Source organism: Gardnerella bretellae (assembly GCF_048545135.1).
Taxonomy (GTDB): Bacteria; Actinomycetota; Actinomycetes; order Actinomycetales; family Bifidobacteriaceae; genus Bifidobacterium; species Bifidobacterium greenwoodii.
Map to the genome: position 1 here is coordinate 107,586 of NZ_JBKQXU010000002.1, position 24,157 is coordinate 131,742.

Genomic DNA, 24,157 nt, shown 5'->3' on the forward strand with positions numbered 1-24,157 from the left:
ATGGCTAATAATAAAACGGCTCACTCTTCTAAAAATGATTCAGCTATTAGTTGGAAAACTCTTAGCAGACTTGCCTCTTATGTGCTTGTGTATCGAGTTAAAATTTGCGTAATTATTGCATCAATAATAGTTAGCGCAATCGTGCAAGCTGTAAGTGCAGTGTTTTTGCAATCTCTTGTTGACTCGTATATTCTTCCGCTTGTCGGTAAGCATAATCAGGATTGGACGCCTCTTGTTCGCATGATTATTCTGATGGCAAGTGTTTACGCTGTTGGTGTGTTTTGTTCTTGGCTTTGGAGCAGGCTTGTTGCGAATATATCTGAAAGTGTTATGCGTGATTTGCGAGATTCTATGTTTAAGCATCAGCAGAAGCTTTCATTGCGTTACTTAGATTCTCAAGGTTACGGCGATATTATGAGCCGTTACACAAACGATACTGAGGTTCTTCGTGAGGCAATTTCGTGGGCTTTTCCGGACTCTTTTTCTGCATTAATGTCGATTTTGGCAGCGTTTATATCTATTATGTGCTTATCGCTTCCGGTTGCAGTTTTTGTAGCTATATTTACTGCAATGTTGCTTTATTTAGTGCGTTTTATGCTAAAGAAATCTGGCAGTTTATTTGAGCAATTCCAGCATGCATTAGGCGAGTTAAATGAGTTTGTTGAAGAATCTGCAACAGGCAGCAAAGTGATTAAAATTTTTAATCATGAGACAGATTCTATTGAAAAATTAGATAATTGCATAGAAAAAGTGCAAAAAATTTCTGCAAGTGCGAATTCTTATGCAAATAACGTAATGCCTGTTATTAGTAATGCAAGCTATTTGCTTTATGTATTAATTGCTTTACTTGGTGCGTGGGCTGCTTCAGCTGGTTTGCCAACGCTGGGATTATCTGGATCTAGTACTCTTACATTGGGTACGCTTATATCTTTGCTGGCACTTTCGCGCGCATTTATTAACCCTATTGGCGAAATTACAATGCAAGCTAACGCACTTATGATGGCTCTTGCAGGAGCTTCTCGTATTTTTGAGTTACTTGATGAAAAGCCAGAACTTGATTCTGGCAGTGTGCAATTAGTTAAAGTGCGTGTACTTCAGTCTGCTGAAGATCTTGGAGAAAAATCAGCATTTGATGTGCTTGAAGAAGTAGACGAACAATCTGAAGGAAGCAATATTTATTGGGCTTGGAAAAGGTCAAAGCAAGATAATGGCACTAAAGCTAAAAAGCGCGCTCAAAACTTAAGTGAAATGGCTCAAGAGATTGTGTGCCATGCAAAGCGAGATGCTCGCACTTCTAAGGATGGCCGCTATACTTTGCTTCGAGGCGACGTGCGCTTTACAGATGTTGTGTTTGGCTACGATTCCAAAAAACCTGTTTTGCATGATATTACTTGGTTTGCAAAGCCGGGGCAAAAAGTTGCTTTAGTTGGTGCTACGGGTGCTGGCAAAACTACTATTGCTAATTTGCTTACGCGTTTTTACGATATTGACGACGGTCAGATTTTGTACGACGGAATTGACGTGCGAGATATTCTAAAAACGGATTTGCGTTACGCTATTGGCACAGTTCTTCAGGACGTGAACTTATTTACAGGCACAATAATGGATAATATTCGCTACGGAAACCTAGAGGCTAGCGATGAAGATTGTGTTAATGCTGCAAAATTAGCTCATGCTGATGCTTTTATTTCTAAACTTAAAGATGGTTATAATACGGAGCTTACTGGCGGAGGAGAAGATCTTTCGCAAGGTCAAAAGCAGCTTATTGCGATTGCTCGCGCGGCTGTTGCAAATCCGCCGGTGCTTATTTTGGATGAGGCAACTTCTTCAATCGATACTCATACTGAGGCCTTAGTGCAGCACGGCATGGATTCGCTTATGGAAGGGCGCACTGTGTTTGTAATTGCGCACAGGCTTTCTACGGTCCGCAATGCGGATGTGATTATGGTTTTGAATCACGGCCAAATTATTGAGCGTGGTTCTCACGAGGAGTTGTTAGCTAAGCGCGGTGAATATTATCAGCTTTGCACTGGCGCGATTGAGCTTGAGTAGCGTTTTATTTGTGGGCAACACGCCGAAAGAGCTGAGCACTTGCTTTTTGGCGAGGATTCTGTAAGATAGTGACTCGGCTGTTCGAGAGAATAAGCCACGGCCCCGTAGCTCAGTTGGTTAGAGCGCCGCCCTGTCACGGCGGAGGTCACCGGTTCAAGTCCGGCCGGGGTCGCGATTAGTAAAGGCCCGGTTCGCCGGGTTTTTTATTCATCATGGCTCTGTAGCTCAGTTGGTAGAGCGAGCGACTGAAAATCGCTAGGTCAGCGGATCGATCCCGCTCGGAGCCACAAACAAAAAACGCGCGGCAGTTTTGTCGCGCGTTTTGCTTTATCTAGTCAGTCTACTAGTCAATCTGCTTCCACGATTCAACGTCAATATGATGTTCAGGATTTGCTTGCCAAGCTGCCCAAGCAGATTCCACAATATCTTTTACATCGTAGCGAGCATACCAGCCCATTTCCTCATTAATGCGCTTCGGGCTGCCAATAAGCTGAGGAGGGTCTCCTGCTCGGCGATCCATCACAGTTTCCTTAAATGGAAGGCCTGTAACTTTTCGTACTTCTTCAACAATTTCTCGAACGGAAGTGCCTTTACCAGTTCCAACATTAAAAGCGTCGTACTTGCGTTCGTCACGATCCAAATACTTAAGCGCTTCAAGATGAGCGTCTGCCAAATCCGAAACGTGAATGTAGTCACGAATGCAAGTGCCATCGGCAGTAGGGTAGTCGTCGCCAAAAATAGCAGGAGCTTTACCGCGCTGCAAACGTTCAAAAAGCATAGGAATCAGGTTCAAAATTGCAGGATCTTCTAATTCCACCGGACCGCAGCCTGCAACATTGAAGTAACGCAGTGCGCAGAAGCGAATGTCGTAAGTGTGCTCGCAAGCGCGCGCCATCCACTCGCCAAAAAGCTTAGTTTGTCCGTAAGGGTTGATTGGAATCATAGGAACAACGTCTTCTGGCACAACATCAACAGGTGGAACGCCGTAAGTTGCTGCGGAAGACGAGAATACTAGCTTCTTTACTCCGCTATCTTTCATGCCCTCAAGAACATTCAGCATGCCGTTAATATTCTGCTGATAATACCAAAGCGGCTTTTCAACGGACTCGCCAACCTGCTTTCTGGCAGCAAAATGAATTACGGAATCAACATTCTCGTCCTTCATAATTTGCGCAAGACGTGCTCCGGCATCTGGAGATGCAATATCCATGCCATAAAGTCGAGCGCCTTCGATTCTAGTAGGCTTTCCGTAGCTTAAATCGTCTACTACAACAACATTCTGATTTATTTTATGTAAGGCGTGAACTACGTGTGCTCCAATGTAACCGCATCCGCCTGTAACAAGAACAGTCATTATTGACCTTTCCTAATATTTTGTATCTTTGTATAATCTCTGCAATTATATCTCGCCAAACTGAACTATAGGTTATCTCGCGTTGGCGCGACGACCTGCCGGAGCGCTTAAAGCGTAGCGCGCGAAGGCAACTCGGAGCGGAAACTCGCTTAGGTTGGAAGTCCAGTGGACTTCCAACGCGAGTTTCGTAAGCGAGTGCTTATAGTGCGAGCGTTTGAGGCTGTGTAGCGCTCCAAACGTGAGAGAGTTATACGTAATTTTTTATAAAATCGGCGTTTTGCGCATAAATTTTCGCATTATTTGCCCTAATTTTCTGCGTACGTGATAGCATCGAATAGATATATATCAATGAGATGCGTCCCAAAAGCGAGGTGTAAAGCATATGACTCTGTTGACGCCTAAGGACATTCGAGAGCATACCTTCCAGATTGTACGTTTCAAGGGAGGATATGACGTTGACGAGGTTGACGAATTTCTCGATCAAGTTACAGAAACAATAGAAGCGCTTGGTCAGCAGGCAGTGCAGGGACTTGGTGCTTCCACACAATCCCTCGGCCGCGATGTTGCGGGCTTGAATACCAAGATTGCTGAGTTGACTTCTAAAGTTGAGTCCTTAACTCAAGAAAATGAAACGTTGCGTAACGCTGCTAAGAAGCAGGGCGAATCTAATGAATCTGCTGAAAAGCTTGAGGCAACTGAAACTAAGTTGCGTGAAGCTGAAGAAAGCAACCGTGCTCTTGCCGCTCAAAACCAGCAGCTTAAGGAGCAGCTGGATGGCTTGGGTGCTCAGGTTGATCAGCTTACTGCTCAAACCGCTAAGGCGGATAACGCAGATCAGGTTCAGAAGGAACTTGAAGCTGTTACTCGCGAGCGCGATGACTTCCGTGCAAATAGCGAAAACTTGGGTCGTGAGCTTGAAACTGTTCGTCAGCAGCTTGTTGTTACCCAGCAGGAAAACGCTAGGGTTCAGGAGCTTTCTAAGCAGCTTGAAGAATCTCGTCAGCGTGAAGAGCAGCTTCGTCAACAAGTTTCTAAGATGGAGCCAAATACTGAAACTGGTAGCTTGCAGAAGATTGCTGGCGCTGGTGCTGATGCCCAGGGTTCTGAGCCAGAGCGCGCAACTGCTATGTTGACTCTTGCAATGCAATTGCACGATCAGTACGTTGATAAGGGCAAGGCTAAGGCTCAGCAGATTGTTGAAGAGAGCCAAGCTCGTTATAACGAAACAATTGCTAAAGCTGATGAGTATTCTGAGCGTACTCGTTCTGAGGCAGATGAGTACAATAAGCAAACTCGTGCCGATGCAGATGATTACTCTACTCGTACTCGTGGCGATGCTGATTCTTATTCTGCTCGTGCTCACAATGAGGCTGATGCTTACTCTGGTAAGGTTCGTCAGGCTGCTGATGATTATGCTAAGCAGACTCACGATCAGGCTGATCAGTACGAGTCCGAAGTACAGCACCGCGCTGCAGACTATGATTCTACAACACGCACCGCTGCCGACGCTTATGCTCGTCAGGTGCGCGAGAATCTTGAGAAGCAGACTCAGGTTATTGAAGGCAATATTCAGAGCCTCAAGCAGTTTGAGACTGAGTATCGCACTCGCTTGACTGACTTCCTTGGTCAGTTGGTTGCTCAGGTTTCTGACGAAAACGCGTATGCTGCTCTTGGTCAGAAGCAAGCTTCCAATGAGGATACGCAAGAGTAGTTTTCTTCTTAAAGCGCGTAACTTTTAAATGTTTGTGCGTTTTAAGCAGATGCTGTTTTTATTTACAGATCGGATAAAAATTGACGCATAGAGATGTGCGTGTGAAACGGCTGCGTACTCGCGCAGCCGTTTTTGCACTTGTTGTTATTGTTGGGCTTGTTGTGGATCGTCTTAGCAAACTGTGGGCTCTTAGCGCTTTACAGTACGGAAAGCAGATTGTTTGTATTCCTAATTCCTTAATGCTTTCGCTTGTGCGAAATGGCGGTGCTTCGTTTGGTCTAGGCTCTGGATTAACTAGTTTTATTAGCATAGTGGCGATTTTGGCTTGTGTAGCTATGCTTGCTGCAGTTCGTCGCACAAAATCTTTGCAGTGGACGATTGTGCTGTCTTTAGCATTTTCCGGCGCTTTTGGCAATTTGATTGATCGCGCAATTTATGCCGAGCATTTTTTGGACGGCAAAGTTGTTGACTTTATTAACTACGGTTGGTCAGTTGGCAACGTTGCAGATATTATTCTTGCTATTGCAGGCATTTGGTTTGTTGGTTTGATTTTGTTTGAAACGCCGTTTAAGCCTGGCGAAAGTGATGACGAAAGCACTTACGAAAGCGCTTCCGAAAATGCTTCCGAAAATACTTCCGAAAATACTTCCGAAAGCAACAATTAATTATGCAAAGCAGTATGCCGGTTCCTGAAGATTTAGTTGGTTGCCGTTTTGACGTTGCAGTTTCAAAATTACGCAATATTTCGCGTTCAAAAGCAAGCGATCTTATTTCTAACGGAACCGTGCATATTGCTAATCGTAAAGCAAATAAATCCGCACTTTTGCTTAGTAGCGACGAAATAATATTCGATGATTTAGTTGGCGAAGATTTTGCTGAAAATAGTTGCAAAAATGATGCGCTTCAAGACGAAAGCCAGCAAAAAAATCTGCAGAATATTCAAATAGATAATCAACTAGAAAATCAACTAGAAAATCTGAAAGATAACCAACAAAATAATCAAATAGAAATACAACTACAAAATCAAGCAATCGAACAAAGCATGAAAATCGCTTATAAAGACGAAGATATTGTAGTTGTAGATAAGCCTGTTGGAATGGCTGCTCACCAAGCTCAAGGCTGGTGTGGCCCAACAGTGGGAGAGGCTTTAGAAAAGCGTGGAATTAGTATTTCGCATACTGCTGGAGACGAAAATCGCCGTGGTATTGTAAGTCGTCTTGATGCTGGCACAAGCGGCCTAATGCTTGTTTGTAGAACAGATTTAGCGTATGAAGAAATGAAAAAGCAGTTTGCTAATCACACTGTTAAAAAAACTTATCATGCGCTAGTGCAAGGCGACTTGACGCAAAATAAAGCAACAATTGAAGCTCCTATTGGTCGCGCAAAAGTTTCGGATTTTCGTTTCACAATCACGCCAGATGGAAAACCTGCTGTTACGCATTGGGATGTTCTTGAACGTTTCGGTCAAGCAACTTTAGCAAGTGTTAACTTGGAAACTGGGCGCACTCATCAAATCCGCGTGCATTTTACGTCTATTGGTCATCCTTTGGTAGGGGATTCAATGTATGGAGCGAACCCAGTTTTGGCTAAAAAGCTTGGTTTAACAAGGCAGTGGCTTCACTCTATGGAGCTTATTTTTACGCATCCTAGAACGGGCAAAATTATTAGAGTAGAGTCGAATTATCCTTCTGATTTACAACACGCTTTAGAAGCTATGCGAGAATTATCAAAGTAGCGTTTTTGCATTTTTAGGTCAGCTTTCGCTTATAGAATATCATTTATGACTCAGCCGGAAACCAACTTCGTACATTTGCACAATCACACGCACTATTCGCTTCTTGACGGTGCGTCAAAAATCCCTGATTTAGTTAATCGTGCTAAAGAGTTGGGCATGCCGGCTGTGGCTATTACAGATCACGGAAACATGCACGGCGCGTACGAAATGTGGAGCACCGCTGTAAAAGCCGGAATTAAGCCGATTATTGGTATTGAAGCGTATGTTACTCCTGAAACCGCAAGACAAGATAAAAGCCGCGTGCATTGGGGCACGGAAGATCAGCGTGCAGACGATGTTTCGGGCGGCGGCTTAATTACACACATGACTTTGTGGGCGCAAAACGATGAAGGCTTAACAAATCTTCTTAAAGCTTCGTCTGTTGCAAATCTTGAAGGCCGTGTAATGCGTTACCCACGTATGGATAAAGATGTGCTTTCAACCTACTCAAAAGGCGTAATTGCGTCTTCAGGATGTCCTTCTGGAATTATTCAAACGCGTCTTCGATTAGGCCAGTTCAATGAGGCTTTGCGTGCAGCCGGAGAGTTTCAGGATATTTTTGGTCGCGACAATTTCTTTATTGAACTTATGAATCATGGGCTTTCAATCGAAACGCGCGTAACTAAAGACTTGCTTGAGATTGCAAAAAAGCTTAACGCTCCGCTGCTTGCTACGAACGATTTGCATTACGTTCACGAGGAGGATCGCGAAGCTCAAGATGCTATGCTTTGTATTAATTCCGGTTCGCGCCTAGACGATCCTGACCGTTTTAAGTTTGACGGTTCAGGATACTATTTGAAGTCCGCTGAGCAAATGCGCGAGCTTTTTAAAGAGTTTCCAGAGGCTTGTGACAATACGCTTGAGATTGCTCGACGCTGCAATGTTATGTTCGACGACGGCGAAGATGGCGCTTTTATGCCGCAATTTGACTGCCCGGAAGGTTGGGATGAGACTTCGCTATTCCTTAAAAAAGTTGAGGAAGGTTTGGAGCGTCGTTACAACAACAACATTCCAATGGAAGTGTTAAAGCAGGCTGACTACGAGTGTGGTGTGATTTGTCAAATGCAGTTCTGCGGCTACTTTTTGGTTGTTGCAGACTATATTAACTGGGCTAAAGCGCATGGTGTAATGGTTGGACCTGGTCGTGGTTCTGCTGCAGGTGCTATGGTTGCGTACGCAATGGGCATTACTGAGCTTGATCCTATGAAGCATGGCCTTATTTTTGAACGCTTCTTAAACCCAGAGCGCGTATCCTTGCCTGATATTGACGTTGATTTTGACCCGGATGGTAGAGCAAAAGTCCTTGAATACGTTGGCGAAAAATACGGTAGGGATAAGGTCGCTCAGTGCGTTATTTACGGAACTATTAAAACTAAGCAGGCTCTTAAAGATTCCGCACGTATTATGGGATACGAGTTTTCAGTAGGCGAAAAAATTACGAAAGTTCTTCCTCCTGCTAAAAACGGCAAAGATATGAGCTTGCACGATATTTTCGACGAAAAATCAAAGCGTTACGCTGAAGCGCGCGAGTTTCGCGAAATGTACGATACGGATCCAGATACGCATCGTATTACGGAAGAAGCAAAAGGTATTGAAGGTTTGATTCGTCAAACTGGTGTGCATGCTTGTGCAACAATCATGGGCTCGGAGCCAATCACAAACACTTCGCCGCTTCTTGAGCGCACTGACGGCACGATTACAACAACATTTGAGTATCATACTTGCGAAACACTCGGTCTTGTAAAAATGGACTTTTTGGGGCTTTCCAATTTGACAGTTATTCGCGATACTTTGCGAAATATTAAAAATAATGGAAAGGATCCGATCGACTATACGAAAATTCCTTTGGACGATAAAGCTACTTATCAGCTGCTTTCTAGGGGAGATACTTTAGGCGTTTTCCAGCTTGATTCCGACGGTATGCGCGCGCTTCTTCGCACCCTAAAACCGGATAATTTCAACGATATTTCGGCTTTGATTGCACTTTACAGACCTGGTCCTATGGATATGGATTCGCATACGAATTACGCTAAGCGCAAGAACGGTTTGCAAGATATTATTCCAATCCATCCGGAAGTTGAAAAGCCTCTTAAAGAAGTTTTGGACGAAACTTACGGTCTTATTGTTTACCAGGAGCAGGTGCAGTCTGCTGCGCGTATTTTAGCGGGCTACAGTCTTGGTAAGGCAGACGTTTTGCGTCGAGCAATGGGCAAGAAGAAGCCGGAAGTGCTGGCAAAAGAGCAAGTTCCATTCTTTGAAGGTATGAAAGCGCACGGATATTCTGAAGAAGCTGCACAAGCTGTGTGGGATGTTTTGGTTCCGTTCTCCGGCTACGCGTTTAACAAAGCTCACTCTGCAGCTTACGGATTAATTTCTTACTGGACGGCATACTTAAAAACGCATTATCCTGTTGAATTTATGGCAGCTTTGCTACAAAACGAGCGCACGAATAAAGACAAAACTGCACTGTATTTGGGCGAAGCGCGCCGCATGGGTATTCAAGTTTTGCAGCCGGATGTTAACGAGTCCGTTCTTGAATATTCTGCAGTTGGAGATGTTGTACGCTTTGGTTTGGGCGCTATTCGTAACGTTGGAGACAAGGCTGTAAACGATATTATTTCTGAGCGTGAAGCTGGACGCGGACGTTTCGTAAACTTTATGGACTTTGTAAAGCGCGTGCCAATTAGCGCACTTAATCGTCGCCTAGTGGAATCTCTTATTAAAGCTGGTGCTTTTGATTCGATTGATCCAAACCGTCGTGCGTTGCTGCAAATTTGCGACCCTGCAATCGATTCTGTGATTGCGCTTAAACGCAAGCAGGCAGAAGGTCAGTTTGATTTATTTGCCGACATTGACTCGTCTTCTGACTCATCGGACGATACTGGTTTGGGAGATATGCAAATCACTGTGCCGGATGTTGAAGAGTGGGATAAAAAAACGAAGCTTAATTTTGAGCGAGAAATGTTAGGATTGTACGTTTCTGATCATCCACTAAGCGGATTGTCTGCAGTTTTGGCAGATTTACGAGAAATGTCAATTGCTCAACTGATTGACCGCGCAAGAACTATGAGCGACGGCCAACAAGTAACAATCGCGGGTCTTGTTACAAGCGTAGATAGGCGAGTGTCTCGAAAAGGTAACGCTTGGGCAATAGTCACAGTTGAAGACATGGAAAGCTCAATACAATGCATGTTCTTTGGCAAAGTTTACGAAGCTTCGGCTCAAGAGCTTGCAATTGACCAGGTTGTGCGTATTCGCGGACAAGTTGAAGTGCGTGATGAAACTGTGTCTATGCGCGCAACCGAATTTGAAGTGCCAACGTTGGAATCAGTGGACGAAAGACCAATAACTATTGTGGTTCCGCGCAAAGCTTTAGATAAAGGTCATGTGGAAGAATTGAGCAATATTTTGAGCCGTCACCCTGGGTGCTGCCAAGTGCGTTTGGCTTTACTTGACGATTCTGGACGTGCGCAAGTTCTTACTTTTGGCGACCGTTTCCGCGTTAAGCGTGACACTTCGCTGTTTGCGGAAATGAAAATCGTATTTGGATCCAATTGTTTGCCGAGCGCGTAAAAAATATGCAGTATTAATTTGGTAAAATATAAAACTAGATATGCTTTAAGAAGTTACATTGAAAGGGGAGGAAACAACGAATATGTCAAACAATGGTGATGAACGTAAAAATGACGATGAGCGTAACGATGACAATTCAGTACGCGCTTCTTTTACAGATGCTGAATTAGATAACGCGCTTGCAGGCTTTGAAAAAGAATTTCAAGAAAAAGAAAATCTAAGCAACTCAAATAACGAAGATTTATTAGAAGATTCCAATAGCAATAATCAAGAAAATAATTCTATCGAAGAAGCAATGCGCGGAATCGAAGAAGCAAATTTTGAAGAAGATTTACAAGGTTTGCTTGGCAACAAAGCAAAAGTTGCAATGATAATCGCATACGTTGAGCCGGCGAAATTACTTGCAGCCTTCTGCAAAATGGCAAATGTTAGTGCCAGATGCTTTTCGGAAGAACAGGGTTCTGTTGCAGTACTGAAAAATCTTGAAGGAAACGGCCCAGAAGAAGACGTGAAAAAATTTGTAGAATTCTTCTTCGGCATGGACGTAATGCTTATTACAAATCGTGCGGATAAAATAACTGCAAAAATCTACCAGGCTGTAAAAGAACCTCAAGAAATCGTTGCACCAATGGCACTAGCTGTTTGGTCAAGAGATGTTGAAGATCTTGCTATTTGCATGGAAAACGCCGATAGTCTTGAAAAACGTGGATTAGAAATGTTCAACAGTGACGACTTAAGTGACTTAGAAGCATACAAAATATTCCAAAAATACGGCAAAATAAACTAGATAATAAATATGAGCATATAATTCGCAATTCATTACGATTACGTAAATTCATTGCGTATAGCTTAGATTCGTGCAGAATATTTTGCAAGAATACACTACAATATACATAACGAGCTTATAGATTTTATAGAGCTTATAAATATTACTGCGCAAATTGGCTTAAGCTCAACATTAGCGCGGTAAAATGCTACCCAAGGGGCTGATTTATGGATAGACAACAAGAGTTTGCTCTACGTACTGTTGAAGAGCGAGACGTGCGTTTTATTCGACTCTGGTTCACGGATGTGCTTGGCACGCTTAAATCCGTTGCTATTGCCCCTGCAGAATTAGAGGCAGCGTTTGAAGAAGGCATTGGATTTGACGGCTCTGCAATAGAAGGCATGACGCGTGTTTTGGAAGACGACATGATTGTGAAGCCGGATCCATCAACCTTCCAAATTCTTCCATGGCACGGAGGCCCGGAAGGAACAGCTCGCATGTTCTGCGATGTTTTAACTCCCGACGGCGAGCCTTCGCTTGGAGACCCTCGTCACGTGCTTAAAACTGCGCTCGCAAAAGCGAAGGAAAAGGGCTTTACTTTCTATGTGCATCCGGAAATTGAGTTTTATTTGTTCGAAGCTCAAGATGATTGGTCCAAAGCTCCTGTGCCGATTGACGAAGGCGGATACTTTGATCACGTTCCTAGAAGTTCGGCAATGGATTTCCGCCGCAATGCTGTAAGCATGCTGGAGCAGATGGGCATTTCTGTAGAGTATTCGCACCACGAAGGTGGACCTGGTCAAAACGAAATCGACTTGCGTTACGCTGATGCGCTTACTACCGCGGATAATATTATGACTTTCCGCACTGTAGTCAAGGAGATTTCGCTTGAGCGCGGAATATACGCAAGCTTTATGCCAAAGCCGCTAACCGATCAGCCGGGATCTGGCATGCACACGCATTTGAGCTTGTTCGAGGGAGATACGAACGCTTTCTATGAGGCTGGTCAAGAGTTTAATATGTCTCTTATTGCGCGTCAGTTTGCGGCAGGTATTTTGCATCACGCTTCGGAAATTTGCGCTGTAACAGATCAGTATGTGAACTCTTATAAGCGCTTGTGGGGTGGGGCGGAAGCTCCTAGCTACGTGTGCTGGGGTCATAGCAACCGTTCCGCGCTTCTTCGCGTGCCGCAATACAAGCCTGGAAAGGGTAATTCTTGCAGGATGGAATTCCGCGCTTTGGATCCTGTGGCGAACCCATATCTTGCTTACTCTGTGCTTTTGGCTGCAGGCTTGGATGGCATTGAAAAGCAAATGACTTTGTGCGATCCAACTAGCGACGACGTGTGGGAGCTTACTGATGCTGAGCGTCAGGCAATGGGAATTCAGCCATTGCCGGAATCCTTGGATGAGGCTCTAAAGATTATGGAGCGCTCGGACTTTGTGGCAAGCGTATTAGGCGAGCATGCTTTTGAGTATTTCTTGCGTAATAAGCATCAGGAATGGGAAGAGTACCGCCGACAGGTTACGCCTTTCGAGCTGGAGAAGTATTTGCCGCGTTTGTAATTATAATCGCTCTTGCGCTTTTTGGTGCTTTTTAGCACTTTAGAGACCCTAACGCAGAAACCGTGCTGCGTTAGGGTCTCATTTTGTTTGTTTTGGGACACTGCTGCAGTTTGCGTTCTGCGCGAGTGTCTCATTTTGCTTGTTTTGGGACACTGCTGCAGACGTCGCGCTGCGCGAGTGTCTCATTTTTATTTCTGGTGGTGCTTTTTTGAAAAAAAATCAAAAATTTTGCAAAAAAGTGGGGATTTTTGGGGAGGAATGGGGTAAAATGGTGACTAACGTGCAAATGGCATAGTGTGCGTTGATTTAGGAGGTGGAGTATGGCACGTCGTGCTGCTAATAAGCAACCGCGGAATAAAGCCAATTCTGCCTCTGTGCATTCCGTAAATCAGGCTGGTTTCTCCACTGAATCTGATATGTCTCAGCAAACGCAGATGCCACTGCAAGCTGAACCCACGCAGATTCCGACGTCATATGTTCAGCCTGTTCAACCTCAGTATTCGCAGCAAGCTCAGGGCTCTTACGGAGTGTCTTCAACTTCTATGCCAGCTGTTCAGCAAGCAATTCAAGCGCCGACATTCACCTCCACTCCATCCGGTGCTTATAATTCAGCTACTCAAGCTGCAGCTATGCCAATTGCACCGTTCTCTAATGTTCAGCAGCCAGTTCAGCCAATGCAGCAGCCTGTTCAGTATGTGCAAAATCCTGCTGTTTCGCCATTAGCTCCTATTTTGCTTGGAACTTACACTCCGAAAATCGACGATAAGGGTCGCGTGGCTCTTCCTGCAAAATTCCGCGCTCAACTTGGAAGCGGTTTTGTTATGGCTCGTGGCCAAGAGCGTTGCGTTTACGTGCTTCCAATGACTGAGTTTCAGCGCATGACCACGCAAATTCAGCGCACTTCTATGAGCAATAAGTCTGCTCGTGATTATTTGCGCGTCTTTCTTTCTGGCGCTGTTGACGAAGAGCCAGATAAGCAAGGTCGTATTGTTGTGCCGACAATGCTTAGGGATTACGCCAGTTTAGGTAACGAAATCGTTGTTATTGGTGTTGGTACGCGTGCTGAAATTTGGAATAAGTCGGCTTGGGAAGCTTATCTTGCTGATCGTGAGCAAGGTTATTCCGATATTGCTGACGATGTACTTCCGGCGGTGATGTAATGCAAGATATTACAACCATACACGCCCCGGTTTTATTGCAAGATTGCGTCGATTTAGTAACTCCTGCTTTGCAGCATAAAGACGCGGTTGTAGTGGATTGCACACTAGGTCTTGCCGGCCATGCTACAGCATTTCTTAAAGCAGCTCCTTTTGCAACTCTTATTGGAATTGATCGAGATTCTGAGGCGCTGTCTTTAGCTACAGAACGCATGCGTAACGAAGGTTTGGAAAATCGTTTTATTCCGGCTCACGCAGCTTTTGACGAAATTGACTCAGTCTTAAACGCGCATAATATTGATTCAATTGATGCAGCTTTTATGGATTTGGGTCTTTCTAGCCTGCAAATTGACGAAGCAGATCGCGGCTTCTCCTACTCTCACGACACCGCTCTTGATATGCGTATGGATACTACGCAATCTACTACTGCGGCAACGATTTTAGCAACATATGATGCTCGCGAATTAACTGTGATTTTCCGCGAGTATGGCGAAGAGCGTTTTGCGTCTCTTATTGCGCGTCGAATTGTTGAAACTCGCGAAGACCAGCCTCTTTTAACTTCCCTACAGCTTGTTCGTTTAGTTGACGATGTGATTCCTAAGGCTCATCGCGCTACTGGAAATCCAGCTAAGCGCGTTTTCCAGGCTTTGCGTATTGAAGTAAATGGTGAGTTAGATAAGCTTCAGCGTACGCTTCCAAAGATTGCTTTGCATCTTCGTGAACATGGCCGTCTTGTAGTTGAGTCTTACCATTCTTTGGAAGACACAACTGTTAAGCGCTTTATGAATAAAGGCTTAACTGTTGACGTTCCAGCGAATATGCCTGTTATTCCTGAAGATGCTCAGCCTTTCTTTAAGTCTCTTACAAGAGGCGCAATGAAAGCATCTAAAGAGGAGATTGAGCATAATACTCGCTCTTCCTCAGTTCGTTTGCGCGCTGTTGAATTGTGTCGTCCTATTCCTAATCGTTGGCTTAATAGGCTTAAAGATGAAGCTTATGGCTTAGAGCCTCGTAAAGGAGGCCGATAAAAATGGTATTGAATACTAAAAATCGCGTATTGCGTTCGGCTTCTTCTACTTCCGCTCCTGCAGGTCGTGTTAAGGATTCGTCAACTCGTAAAGATTATTCGCGAAATTCCTCCACAGCAGTATTTGGTGCTGCTAAGCGTCAAACTTCCGTGGTTTTTAATCGCTTGCAGAAAGTTATGAACTGGAGTAATACGCGCAAAGTTCCAATCATAAATTTCATGATTATTGTGATTTTCATGGTTGTGACTTTGTCTACTTCGCTTATGCTTCGTACGCAAATGGCTGAGCTTTCTTTTGAACAGACTGCTACGCAATCTCGTATTTCACGCTTGCATCAAGATGTTGAAGCTAAGCAAGCAAAGCTCGATACTTTGGATGCTGAGCTTCCTTCGAAAGCGCAACGCATGGGTATGATTCCGCAGCAAGGTTCTATTGCGATTGATTTAAGTGATTACGCGGCTAAACGAAAACATAATCACAAGAACAAAAAAGAAGTTCCAAACAATAATAATTCGCAAAATAAGCCTAAAAATAAGCCTAAAAATAAACCTAAAAACAAAACTAAAGAACAGCAACAAAAACAACAGTCACAACAAACAAAACAGGAGAAACATTGATGCGCCACATTTTTAAACAACGTTTCGCCAAAGAACAAAACTTTGTTCGTAAATGCGCTGTTATTGCTATAGTTTTCGCTTTCATAGGCATTTGTGCCGTTGTAAAGCTTAGCTATATTCAGCTAATTAACGCACGTTCTACTGCACAGGCAGCTCAAGCAGAACGCAGTAGAGTGCGCCCAATTCTTGCTCGTCGTGGCAAAATTTTGGATTCCAATGGTGCTGTTCTTGCACAAAGCGTTGAGAGATTCAATATTATTGGAGACCCTCTTAACGCTCAGGCTTTTAAGCCTACGCCATGCACTAAGCAGACTGAAAATAATTGCCATATGCTAAATGGTAAACCGGTAGAGGGCACGGGCGCTGTGGCGGTTGCTCGTTTGCTAGCTCCGATTCTTCACATGAGTTCTGTAGAGCTTGGCGGAAAATTAGCTGGCGTTGGTCGTTACGTTTTGTTGAAGCGTAACGTAACTCCTGCAGTTAAGCGCGCTATTGACAATCTTAATCTTTCCGGATGCATTTATGCAGAAAATAGTAGTGAGCGCGTGTATTCTAGCGGTCCAATTCTTGGTTCTGTAATTGGCGCAGTTTCAAATGCAGATGAAGTTAATCGTAAAGACTTAAAGAATCGCAAGGGCGAAGTTGGTGTTTCTGGACTTGAGCTAACTCATGACTCCACCTTAAACGGTGTAGACGGCTACCAGCGTTATCAAGGTAATAATGTTGGAAATGAGAAGATTCCAGGAACTGTAACAGAATCTAAACCTGCTGTAAACGGCAGTGATATTAAGCTTACGATTGATAGCGATGTTGATTGGTATGTTAAGAAGGTTCTTCTTGACGGAAAGAAACAATATCGTGCAGCATGGGGTGTTGCAGTAGTTCAGGATGTTCGAACTGGCGAAATTCTTGCTTTGGAAGATACTGACGATATTAAAGCTGGTAGCACACAATCCAAAGTAAACGTGTCTCGTGCAGTAAGTCAAACCTTTGAACCAGGTTCTATTGGTAAGGCTTTTGCAATGGCTGGTATGTTGCAAACCGGCGCTCACAAGCTTAGCGATCAGTTTGCGGTTCCTAACAGCATTAATAAGAATGGTCAAACATATCATGATGCTGTTGATCATGGTGTTGAACATTGGACTTTGGCTGGTATTCTTGCTGAATCTTCAAACATTGGTATGGTTATGGCTGGCGAAAGGTATCCGTTAGATAAGCGCTACGAATATCTTTATAAGTTTGGTCTTGGTCAGTATACCGGATTGAATTTGCAGGGTGAATCTCGCGGTTTGCTTCCTAGCATGCAATCTTGGGATGGTCGTAAGAAAGATACTGTTCTCTTCGGCCAAGGTTATGCTGTGAACGCTTTGCAGCTTACTAATGCTATGGCAACTATTGCGAATAAAGGCGTGAAACTGCGTCAAACTTTGATTAAGTCTGTTATTGATTCTAATGGTCATGTAACTAAAGCTGGGCGTGCTCAAGGAACGCGAGTTATTGATGAGAATGTTGCAGCTCAAATGATGAACGCTCTTGAAAACTCAGGTGAGCATTATCACAGTTTCGCAGGTGTTGATGGTTACCGTGTTGCTGCAAAGAGTGGTACTGCAGAAGTTGCGGGACCTGATGGCCGTCTTAGCTCCACAATTAGCGACTGGTCTGGTGCTATTCCGGCGGATAATCCTCGATTCATCGTAACCGTTGTGCTAAAAGATCCGCAAGGCGTTTACGGTGGTATGACTGCAGGCCCATTGTTCAAGACAATCGGCGAATTCCTTATGCAAAAGTACGATGTTCCAACTTCTGCTGCACGCACGAACCCTGTTGCGGTAAATTGGTAATGAGCGCATTACAATGTTGTTTAATACTAAGTAGGGTGTGCAATGAATGTGGTTGATGAATATTCAAGAGTAAGAGTTACTTTAGGTTTTGCTGCAAAAAACTATGGTTTTGAAGTTGTTCCAGCGTTTGCATCTGAGGTAACTGTTACTTCTATTGCTCATGATGTGCGTCAAGTGCATCCTGGTTGCCTGTTTGTGCCGCTCGGCCACGTTGATCGTCGTCAACTTGAGGCTGCTAGAGATGCTGGAGCGTATGCTGCTCTAGTTCCACCGGAGTTTCGTAATGAAGCTGTGGATTTAGGAATACCGCTACTTGTATCTTCTGCTAATCCTGTTGCTCTTGGAAAGCTTGCTTGCGATATTAATTTCGATCCTTCTTCTTGCATCGCAACTTTTGCTGTTGCAGGTGACGATGATGATGAAATTCATGCTAATGTTTTGCGACTGGCAGACTTTCTACACATGCTTGGTAATCCTGTTGGCGTGATTAGTGACGCCGGTTCGTCTTCTTTGCAGCGTGAACTTTCGCTGGAATATCCGTTAAATATTGCTGATGTTCAGCATACTCTGTCAGTTTGTGCAGAAGATGGTGCTGCTGCAGTAGTTATTGCACTTAATAGCGCGACTTTGTCGAAAAATGCGTTGCAGTCGGTAAATATTGACGTTTTAGGCGCGGAGAAATCTCAAGTAGACGACGACTCTAAGTCAACTACAAAGTCAAATACCAAGTCAACTAACAATGCCACTACAACTGCAACTGACAATATAAGTTTTTATTCTTTGCGACAACGCTACGGTTTTAGTAGCAGAGATCACTCGTATTGCGTTACAAGATCTACTGAATCTGACGAATTAGCGCAATTAGCAGACGAAATTGGCGGACAAAATATTAAGCGTCATCTTTCACTAGCAATCGCAATGGTATTGGCTGCTGGAGTGCGTCGTGGAACTATTAAAAGCGCATTGCGTGTTTCTCACGAATTGCGTTAAATAGGTAGTTTGCGCATGCGTTTTAGTTGTGCAAACTAATTTGAGCGGATGTTTTAGACTTGGATTTTGGACTTTGGATTTGGGCTTTGAGTGTTTTAAGCATGCGGAGCATTTAGGAGGATTTTATGAGTTGTGATCAAAACCATGAGGCAATTAGTGAAGCGAAGACTCAAAATAGCATGATGCCTATGAGTGTTTTTGAAATTGCTTCTGCAGTCAATGGCACTGTGCATGTTAGTAATCAAAATAATTCCTCTAATACAAAGCAAGAAAACATTACTGCTACATCCGTTTTTACTGATTCTCGTGAAGTTCGTGAAGGATCCGTTTTTGTTGCAATCGCTGGTGAACATGTTGACGGTCACGACTATGTAGAAAGCGCTGAAAAATCTGGGGCCGTATTAGCAATTGTTGAGCATTTTGTAAAAGACGTTTATATTACTCAGATTGTTGTTAAAAATTCCGTTGAAGCTTTAGGATTGCTTGCTAAACATAATTTGCAGCGTAGACGCGAATTACAGCAGCCGTTTACAATTGTTGGGATTACTGGTTCTGTTGGAAAAACAACAACTAAAGATATGCTTAAGTCATTGCTTAGCACTTTGGGTGAAACTGTTGCTCCTGTTGGATCTTTTAATAACGAAATCGGCTTGCCTTTAACCTCTTTAAAAGTTGGTCCATCTACTAGATTCTTAGTAGCAGAAATGGGTGCTAACCATGTTGGTGAAATCGCGAATTTAACAAAAATTGCTCCACCAGATATTGCTGTCGTACTTAAAGTTGGTGTTGCTCACTTGGGAGAGTTTGGTTCAGTTGAGCGCATTGCGCAGGCAAAAAGTGAGATTGTGCAAGGGCTTGTGCCGCATGGTATTGCAGTGTTAAACGCGGACGATTTTAGGGTTTTTGCAATGAGTAATCTTGCAGACAAAGATCATGTTCGTTACTTTGGCAGAAATCTTAAAAATGGTTTGCTTGAATCAGCTCCTAAAAGCGAGTATCAACTTTGTGCGAGTTGCATAGAACTTGATTCTTTTGGGAAGCCAACTTTTACGCTTAGCGAATACGAAAAATCTTCTGAAGATTCTTCTGAATGCACGAATAAAACGCAAGTTCATCTTGCTATACAAGGCGAGCATAATGTTATGAACGCTCTTGCTGCAGCAAATGTTGCTCGCTATTTTGGTATGCCTTTAGAAAATATTGCGGATGTTCTTGGCAAAGTTTCACATATTAGTCCGCATCGCATGCAGCTTAGTACCGTTTCTTATGATGGCAAAGAGTTTACGCTTATTGACGATTCCTTTAATGCTAACCCTGATTCTATGAAAGCTGGACTTGACGGCTTATGCGCTTACGAAAGTAAAGACAATGCAAAGAAGTCTAATGTTTTCCGAATTGCTGTTTTAGGTTCAATGCTTGAACTCGGCAAAAATGAGTGCGAATTGCACGAAAATATTGGCTCATATGCTGCTAAGTCAAATGTTGATGCTGTTATAGCTGTTGGCTCAAAAACGGATTCTGATTTAGACAATTTAGCCCAGTGTATTGTAGACGGCGCTCGCAATTCTTGGGAAAATAAAAAGCTTTCAGCCAATGATGCAGTGCATTTAGCTCATAGCTCTTATGAGGCTAATGAACTTGTTTGGAAGATTGTGGCCGACCATCCGAGTAGTGTTGTGTTATTGAAAGGTTCGCATGCCTCAGGTTTAAGTGTGTTGGCTGAACGTTGGGCCAGTATTAATAAGTAGTGCAAACGGAATATAAAACGGAGGTTAAGCGGTGATTGCGCTTATTATCGGAATTGTTGTGTCGCTAGTTGTGACGATTATAGGCACGCCTCTGCTTATTCGGTTGGTGCACCGCTTGCATTATGGGCAGTACATTCGTCAGGATGGCCCGCAATCTCATTTAGTAAAGCGCGGAACTCCAACTATGGGCGGTGTTGTTATTAATCTTGCCGTTGTTGCAGGCTGGGCTGCTTCTGCACTTTACCGCTACATGGCTGTTGGAAGGGCACCTTCCTGGTCTGCCGTTTTAGTGCTTTTTGCCATGCTTTCTATGGGTTTGCTTGGCTTCATTGACGATTTTGCTAAGGTTAGAAAAAAGCAGAATCTTGGTCTTTCTGTGCATGCTAAATTCATTGGGCAGATTGTTTTTGCAAGTATTTACGCTATTCTTGCGTTGCTTCTTCCAACGCAATCTGGTATTGCTAGCGCTCAGCCTGGAATGAGTTTTATTGAGCGACCATTCTTTGATTTTTCAATACTCGGTAAGGGCGTTGGAATTGTTGTGTTTATTATTTGGGTGAATTTCCTAGTTGCTGCATGGTCTAATGCTGTAAATTTGACCGATGGTCTTGATGGCTTAGCTTCTGGCTCTTCTATGATTGCTTTTGCAGGTTACGCTTTGATTGCCTTTTGGGAAAGCTACCATGTGCGCGGCGGCGGCCATTTTGGCTTCTCTTACGCTGTTTCTGATCCTCTTGATTTAACTATTATTTCCGTTTGTGCAGCTGTTGCATGCTTCGGTTTCTTGTGGTTTAATTCCAATCCTGCTCAAGTATTTATGGGAGACACTGGCTCTCTTGCGTTGGGTGGCTTGTTTGCTGCTATTTCTATTGCTACGCACACAGAGTTTTTGGCAGTAATTTTGGGCGGACTGTTCGTAATGGAAGCTGCAAGTGATGTTATTCAGGTTGGCTTCTTTAAAGCAACGCATAAACGCGTTTTCAAAATGGCTCCTATTCATCATCATTTTGAATTGCTCGGTTGGACGGAAACAAAGGTTGTTGTGCGTTTTTGGATGATTGAGCTTATGTTTGTTCTTTCTGCGCTTATGATGTTCTACGCGGATTGGGCAGGTCGTTCTGGATTGCTTATTTAATATAAAAATTGGAAGGCTTCAATATGAGTACTCTTAAGAGTTCTGATTCGTCTGTTTCACTATCATCATGCGAGTGCAGTAGCACGTTCACGTTCAAAAATGTTCTTGTTGCAGGCCTCGGTGTTTCTGGACGTGGAGCTGTTGAAGTTTTGCGAGCTGTTGGGTCTAATCCTATAACTGCAGACGAAAAAAAGCCTGAAGCTGATATTCATAATTTTGAAGAAATTAACTGGTCTAAAATAGACGCTGTGGTGACTTCTCCGGTTTTTAATCCGCGTACACCATTTTTGCAAGAAGCTCAATCGCATCATATTCCAGTAATGAGTGAAGTTGAATTAGCGTGGCGTTTGCGCGTTCCTTCTAAGAGCACGAATAAACCTGCTTATTGGATTGGTATTACCGGAACTAATGGCAAAACTTCCACTACAGAAATGACTTCAGCAATGCTAACCGCTTGTGGATTAGATGCTCCAGCTGTGGGAAATATTGGAAAATCTGTTTCTCATGCAGCATTGGAAGCTAATCACGACGCTTTATGTGTTGAATTAAGCTCTTTCCAGTTGCATTTTACTGATTCTTTAGCTCTTGATTGTGCTGCTATTACAAATATTGCTGCCGATCATTTAGATTGGCATGGTGGCATGGAAGCTTATGCTCACGACAAGTCAAAAGTTTTTAATAACGTTCGCAAAGCTTTAGTTTACAATGCTCAAGATGAAAAAGTTAAAGCATTAGCTCAGGCTGCAAAAGTAGCTTCGGGCTGCAAGCGTATTGGATTTACTTTAAGTGAGCCTTCTTTGGGAGAGCTTGGTGTTAAAGACGGTTGGATTGTGGATAACAGCGGTGTTGCTGGAGGAGATCCTGGAGTATTGAAGCGTATTGTTGCTTTACGTGATTTGCGTCATTTATGCGAGCCAGATGGCACAGTTTACCCGCATTTGTTGGCTGACGCTCTTACTGCATTGGCTTTAGCTCTTGGCTTAACTGGAAACGTTGATTCTTCAGTTCGTGCTTTATGTGAGTTTGCTCCAGGCGGGCATCGAATTCAAACTGTTGCAACTTTGAAGGCTCAAGATTGCAATCCTTCGCATTCTATTCGATTCGTTGATGATTCTAAAGCAACTAATGCTCACGCTGCAGCAGCGTCTTTAGCAAGTTTTGCTAATAATTCTGTAGTTTGGATTGCTGGCGGCTTGGCAAAAGGCGGTCATTTTGAAGATTTAATTGCAAACCAACTTCATGTGATTAAAGCAGTTGTTGTTATTGGAGTAGATCAGCGTCCGATTGTTGAAGCTATTCATAATTCTGCTCCAAATATTCCTGTAACTATTGTTGCTCCAGACGGTTCTAGTGCTGAATCGTATAATGGTATTGACGATGCGGTTTGCGAGCGAATTGAGCATAATTCGCTTATAAATGCTGATTCTTCATTCGGTGAAGCTGTTATGCAAAAAACTGTAGAAGCTGCCGGGCGTTACGCTAAGCCTGGTGATGTTGTGCTTCTTGCTCCAGCATGTGCTTCTATGGATCAATTCGTTTCGTATGCTGATCGTGGAAATCGCTTTGCTGAAGAATCTCAACGATGGGTACACAATCATGGTATTAAACAACAATAAACCAATTAAGTGGTTGCGCTCATTAGTGCACAAAAAAAGTGGTGAAGATCAAGGCCAAGATTTAGCGCTTAAGCATTATCTTGGATGGAAAAGTTTAACAAATCCTCTCTGGTGCTTATATGGAATGAGAATATCGGTAATTATTTTATCGATATTTGGCTTATTTATGGTATTTTCTAGCTCCTCGGTAACAATGATTACTTACGGAGTTGCACCTTGGGGGCAGGGTGTAAACCAAACTCTTTACTGCATTTTGGGCATGATTGGTTATATTTTTGCTTCTCGCGTGCCTGTTTCGTACTACAGAAAATATGTTGCGATTATTTATGCTGTTGCGGCCGTAGCTCAGTTTTTAACCTTTGTGCCAGGTTTGCGTCGAGAGGTTAATGGTAACGCGGGATGGATTGCTTTTGGCCCTATTACTTTGCAACCTGCAGAAATCACAAAACTATCTTTGTGTATTTGGCTTCCAATCGCACTTCTTGCCGCAAAAGAAGCGTATAAGCGTGTTCAAATGCGAGCCTATATTCCCGCCGCAGCCGGATTAGGCGTATCTTTGCTGCTAGTTATTGCCGGTAAAGATCTTGGTACTGCTTTAATTATTATTCTTATTGCTCTTATAGCTTTCTATTTAGGTGGATTTCCAACCAAATGGCTTGTTGGAAGCATATTTATTGCTTGCATAATGGTTGCTCTTTTGGTTTTAACAAGTCAAAATCGTATGCGAAGAATTCTCGCAACATTGCACGGTTGCGACTCTAAAGCAGCTAAAGGCGTGTGCTTCCAAGCAATTCACGCACAATACGCAATGGCTTCCGGAGGACTCTTAGGCGTTGGTATTGGTAACTCGCGCGAAAAATGGAATTATTTACCTTACGCTCATAACGATTTTATTTTTGCAATTATTGGCGAAGAAATGGGATTTTTGGTTGCTGCTGCAGTAGTTATTTTGTACATAATAATCGGCTGGTGCATGCTTTCTTCCGCGCTTCAAGCAAAATCTAAGTTTATTTCAATAACTTTAATGTGCATAGCAACGTGGATTGTAGGTCAAGGCTTAGTTAATATTCTTGTAGTAGTGCAACTATTGCCGGTTATGGGAGTTCCTATGCCGTTTGTGTCTGCAGGCGGATCTTCGCTTGTTATGTGTTTGGTTGCAGTAGGAGTCGCTGATGGTCTTATGCGAGCAAACCCACAGCTTAAAATGGAAAAATAGTAGCACAATTGAAG

Annotated in this window: 17 protein-coding genes and 2 tRNA genes; 18 read left to right on the top strand and 1 reads right to left on the bottom strand. The window is 43.5% G+C overall.

The window, feature by feature from the left end; all coding sequences use genetic code 11:
* From ACJV7B_RS01855 to ACJV7B_RS01865, 3 genes are all read left to right on the top strand, one after another.
* A complete protein-coding gene (locus ACJV7B_RS01855) occupies positions 1-2,052 on the top strand; it encodes an ABC transporter ATP-binding protein (protein ID WP_116794222.1) in 2,052 nt (683 codons plus the stop codon).
* Between the two features lie 98 nt (positions 2,053-2,150).
* Positions 2,151-2,224, top strand: a tRNA-Asp gene (locus tag ACJV7B_RS01860).
* Between the two features lie 42 nt (positions 2,225-2,266).
* Positions 2,267-2,339 (top strand) — tRNA-Phe (locus tag ACJV7B_RS01865).
* Between the two features lie 56 nt (positions 2,340-2,395).
* Here the strand turns inward: ACJV7B_RS01865 and galE are convergent.
* Positions 2,396-3,406: a UDP-glucose 4-epimerase GalE gene (galE, locus tag ACJV7B_RS01870; RefSeq protein ID WP_375169319.1), complete on the bottom strand. Its 1,011-nt coding sequence runs from the start codon at positions 3,404-3,406 to the stop codon at positions 2,396-2,398.
* A gap of 382 nt (positions 3,407-3,788) precedes the next feature.
* Here galE and ACJV7B_RS01875 point away from each other — a divergent pair, with 382 nt between their 5' ends.
* The 15 genes from ACJV7B_RS01875 to ACJV7B_RS01945 all read left to right on the top strand — a co-directional run bounded on the left by ACJV7B_RS01875 (position 3,789) and on the right by ACJV7B_RS01945 (position 24,143).
* A complete protein-coding gene (locus ACJV7B_RS01875) occupies positions 3,789-5,117 on the top strand; it encodes a DivIVA domain-containing protein (RefSeq protein WP_419388836.1) in 1,329 nt (442 codons plus the stop codon).
* Positions 5,118-5,212: 95 nt separating this feature from the next.
* Entirely contained in the window at positions 5,213-5,782 is a 570-nt protein-coding gene (locus tag ACJV7B_RS01880; RefSeq protein WP_419388920.1) for a signal peptidase II, read from the top strand.
* Positions 5,783-5,784: 2 nt separating this feature from the next.
* A complete protein-coding gene (locus ACJV7B_RS01885; RefSeq protein ID WP_419388837.1) occupies positions 5,785-6,852 on the top strand; it encodes an RluA family pseudouridine synthase in 1,068 nt (355 codons plus the stop codon).
* A gap of 45 nt (positions 6,853-6,897) precedes the next feature.
* On the top strand, positions 6,898-10,464 hold the full coding sequence (gene dnaE, locus ACJV7B_RS01890) for a DNA polymerase III subunit alpha (RefSeq protein WP_419388838.1): 3,567 nt from the start codon (positions 6,898-6,900) through the stop codon (positions 10,462-10,464).
* 82 nt (positions 10,465-10,546) lie between these two features.
* Positions 10,547-11,251 carry a hypothetical protein gene (locus tag ACJV7B_RS01895; RefSeq protein WP_419388839.1) on the top strand — a complete coding sequence of 235 codons (705 nt, stop codon included), beginning with the start codon at positions 10,547-10,549 and terminating at the stop codon, positions 11,249-11,251.
* A 206-nt stretch (positions 11,252-11,457) separates the two neighbouring features.
* Entirely contained in the window at positions 11,458-12,795 is a 1,338-nt protein-coding gene (gene glnA, locus ACJV7B_RS01900; protein ID WP_004127624.1) for a type I glutamate--ammonia ligase, read from the top strand.
* A gap of 320 nt (positions 12,796-13,115) precedes the next feature.
* Entirely contained in the window at positions 13,116-13,955 is an 840-nt protein-coding gene (gene mraZ / locus ACJV7B_RS01905) for a division/cell wall cluster transcriptional repressor MraZ (protein WP_004136824.1), read from the top strand.
* A complete protein-coding gene (gene rsmH / locus ACJV7B_RS01910) occupies positions 13,955-14,980 on the top strand; it encodes a 16S rRNA (cytosine(1402)-N(4))-methyltransferase RsmH (RefSeq protein WP_419388840.1) in 1,026 nt (341 codons plus the stop codon). The genes mraZ and rsmH overlap by 1 nt, the downstream gene beginning before the upstream one ends.
* Before the next feature lie 2 nt (positions 14,981-14,982).
* Positions 14,983-15,597, top strand: a complete 615-nt coding sequence (locus ACJV7B_RS01915) for a hypothetical protein (protein ID WP_102694561.1) — start codon at positions 14,983-14,985, stop codon at positions 15,595-15,597.
* Positions 15,597-17,438: a peptidoglycan D,D-transpeptidase FtsI family protein gene (locus ACJV7B_RS01920; protein WP_116794212.1), complete on the top strand. Its 1,842-nt coding sequence runs from the start codon at positions 15,597-15,599 to the stop codon at positions 17,436-17,438. The genes ACJV7B_RS01915 and ACJV7B_RS01920 overlap by 1 nt, the downstream gene beginning before the upstream one ends.
* Before the next feature lie 42 nt (positions 17,439-17,480).
* Positions 17,481-18,428: a hypothetical protein gene (locus ACJV7B_RS01925; RefSeq protein WP_004127604.1), complete on the top strand. Its 948-nt coding sequence runs from the start codon at positions 17,481-17,483 to the stop codon at positions 18,426-18,428.
* 125 nt (positions 18,429-18,553) lie between these two features.
* Positions 18,554-20,176 carry a UDP-N-acetylmuramoyl-tripeptide--D-alanyl-D-alanine ligase gene (locus ACJV7B_RS01930; RefSeq protein ID WP_419388841.1) on the top strand — a complete coding sequence of 541 codons (1,623 nt, stop codon included), beginning with the start codon at positions 18,554-18,556 and terminating at the stop codon, positions 20,174-20,176.
* Positions 20,177-20,207: 31 nt separating this feature from the next.
* Entirely contained in the window at positions 20,208-21,311 is a 1,104-nt protein-coding gene (gene mraY, locus ACJV7B_RS01935; protein WP_004127598.1) for a phospho-N-acetylmuramoyl-pentapeptide-transferase, read from the top strand.
* A gap of 23 nt (positions 21,312-21,334) precedes the next feature.
* Positions 21,335-22,927 (top strand): UDP-N-acetylmuramoyl-L-alanine--D-glutamate ligase, encoded by a 1,593-nt coding sequence (murD, locus tag ACJV7B_RS01940; RefSeq protein ID WP_419388842.1) that lies wholly within the window; start codon positions 21,335-21,337, stop codon positions 22,925-22,927.
* Positions 22,908-24,143 carry a peptidoglycan glycosyltransferase FtsW gene (locus ACJV7B_RS01945; protein WP_004136838.1) on the top strand — a complete coding sequence of 412 codons (1,236 nt, stop codon included), beginning with the start codon at positions 22,908-22,910 and terminating at the stop codon, positions 24,141-24,143. The genes murD and ACJV7B_RS01945 overlap by 20 nt, the downstream gene beginning before the upstream one ends.
* Positions 24,144-24,157 lie beyond the last annotated feature (14 nt).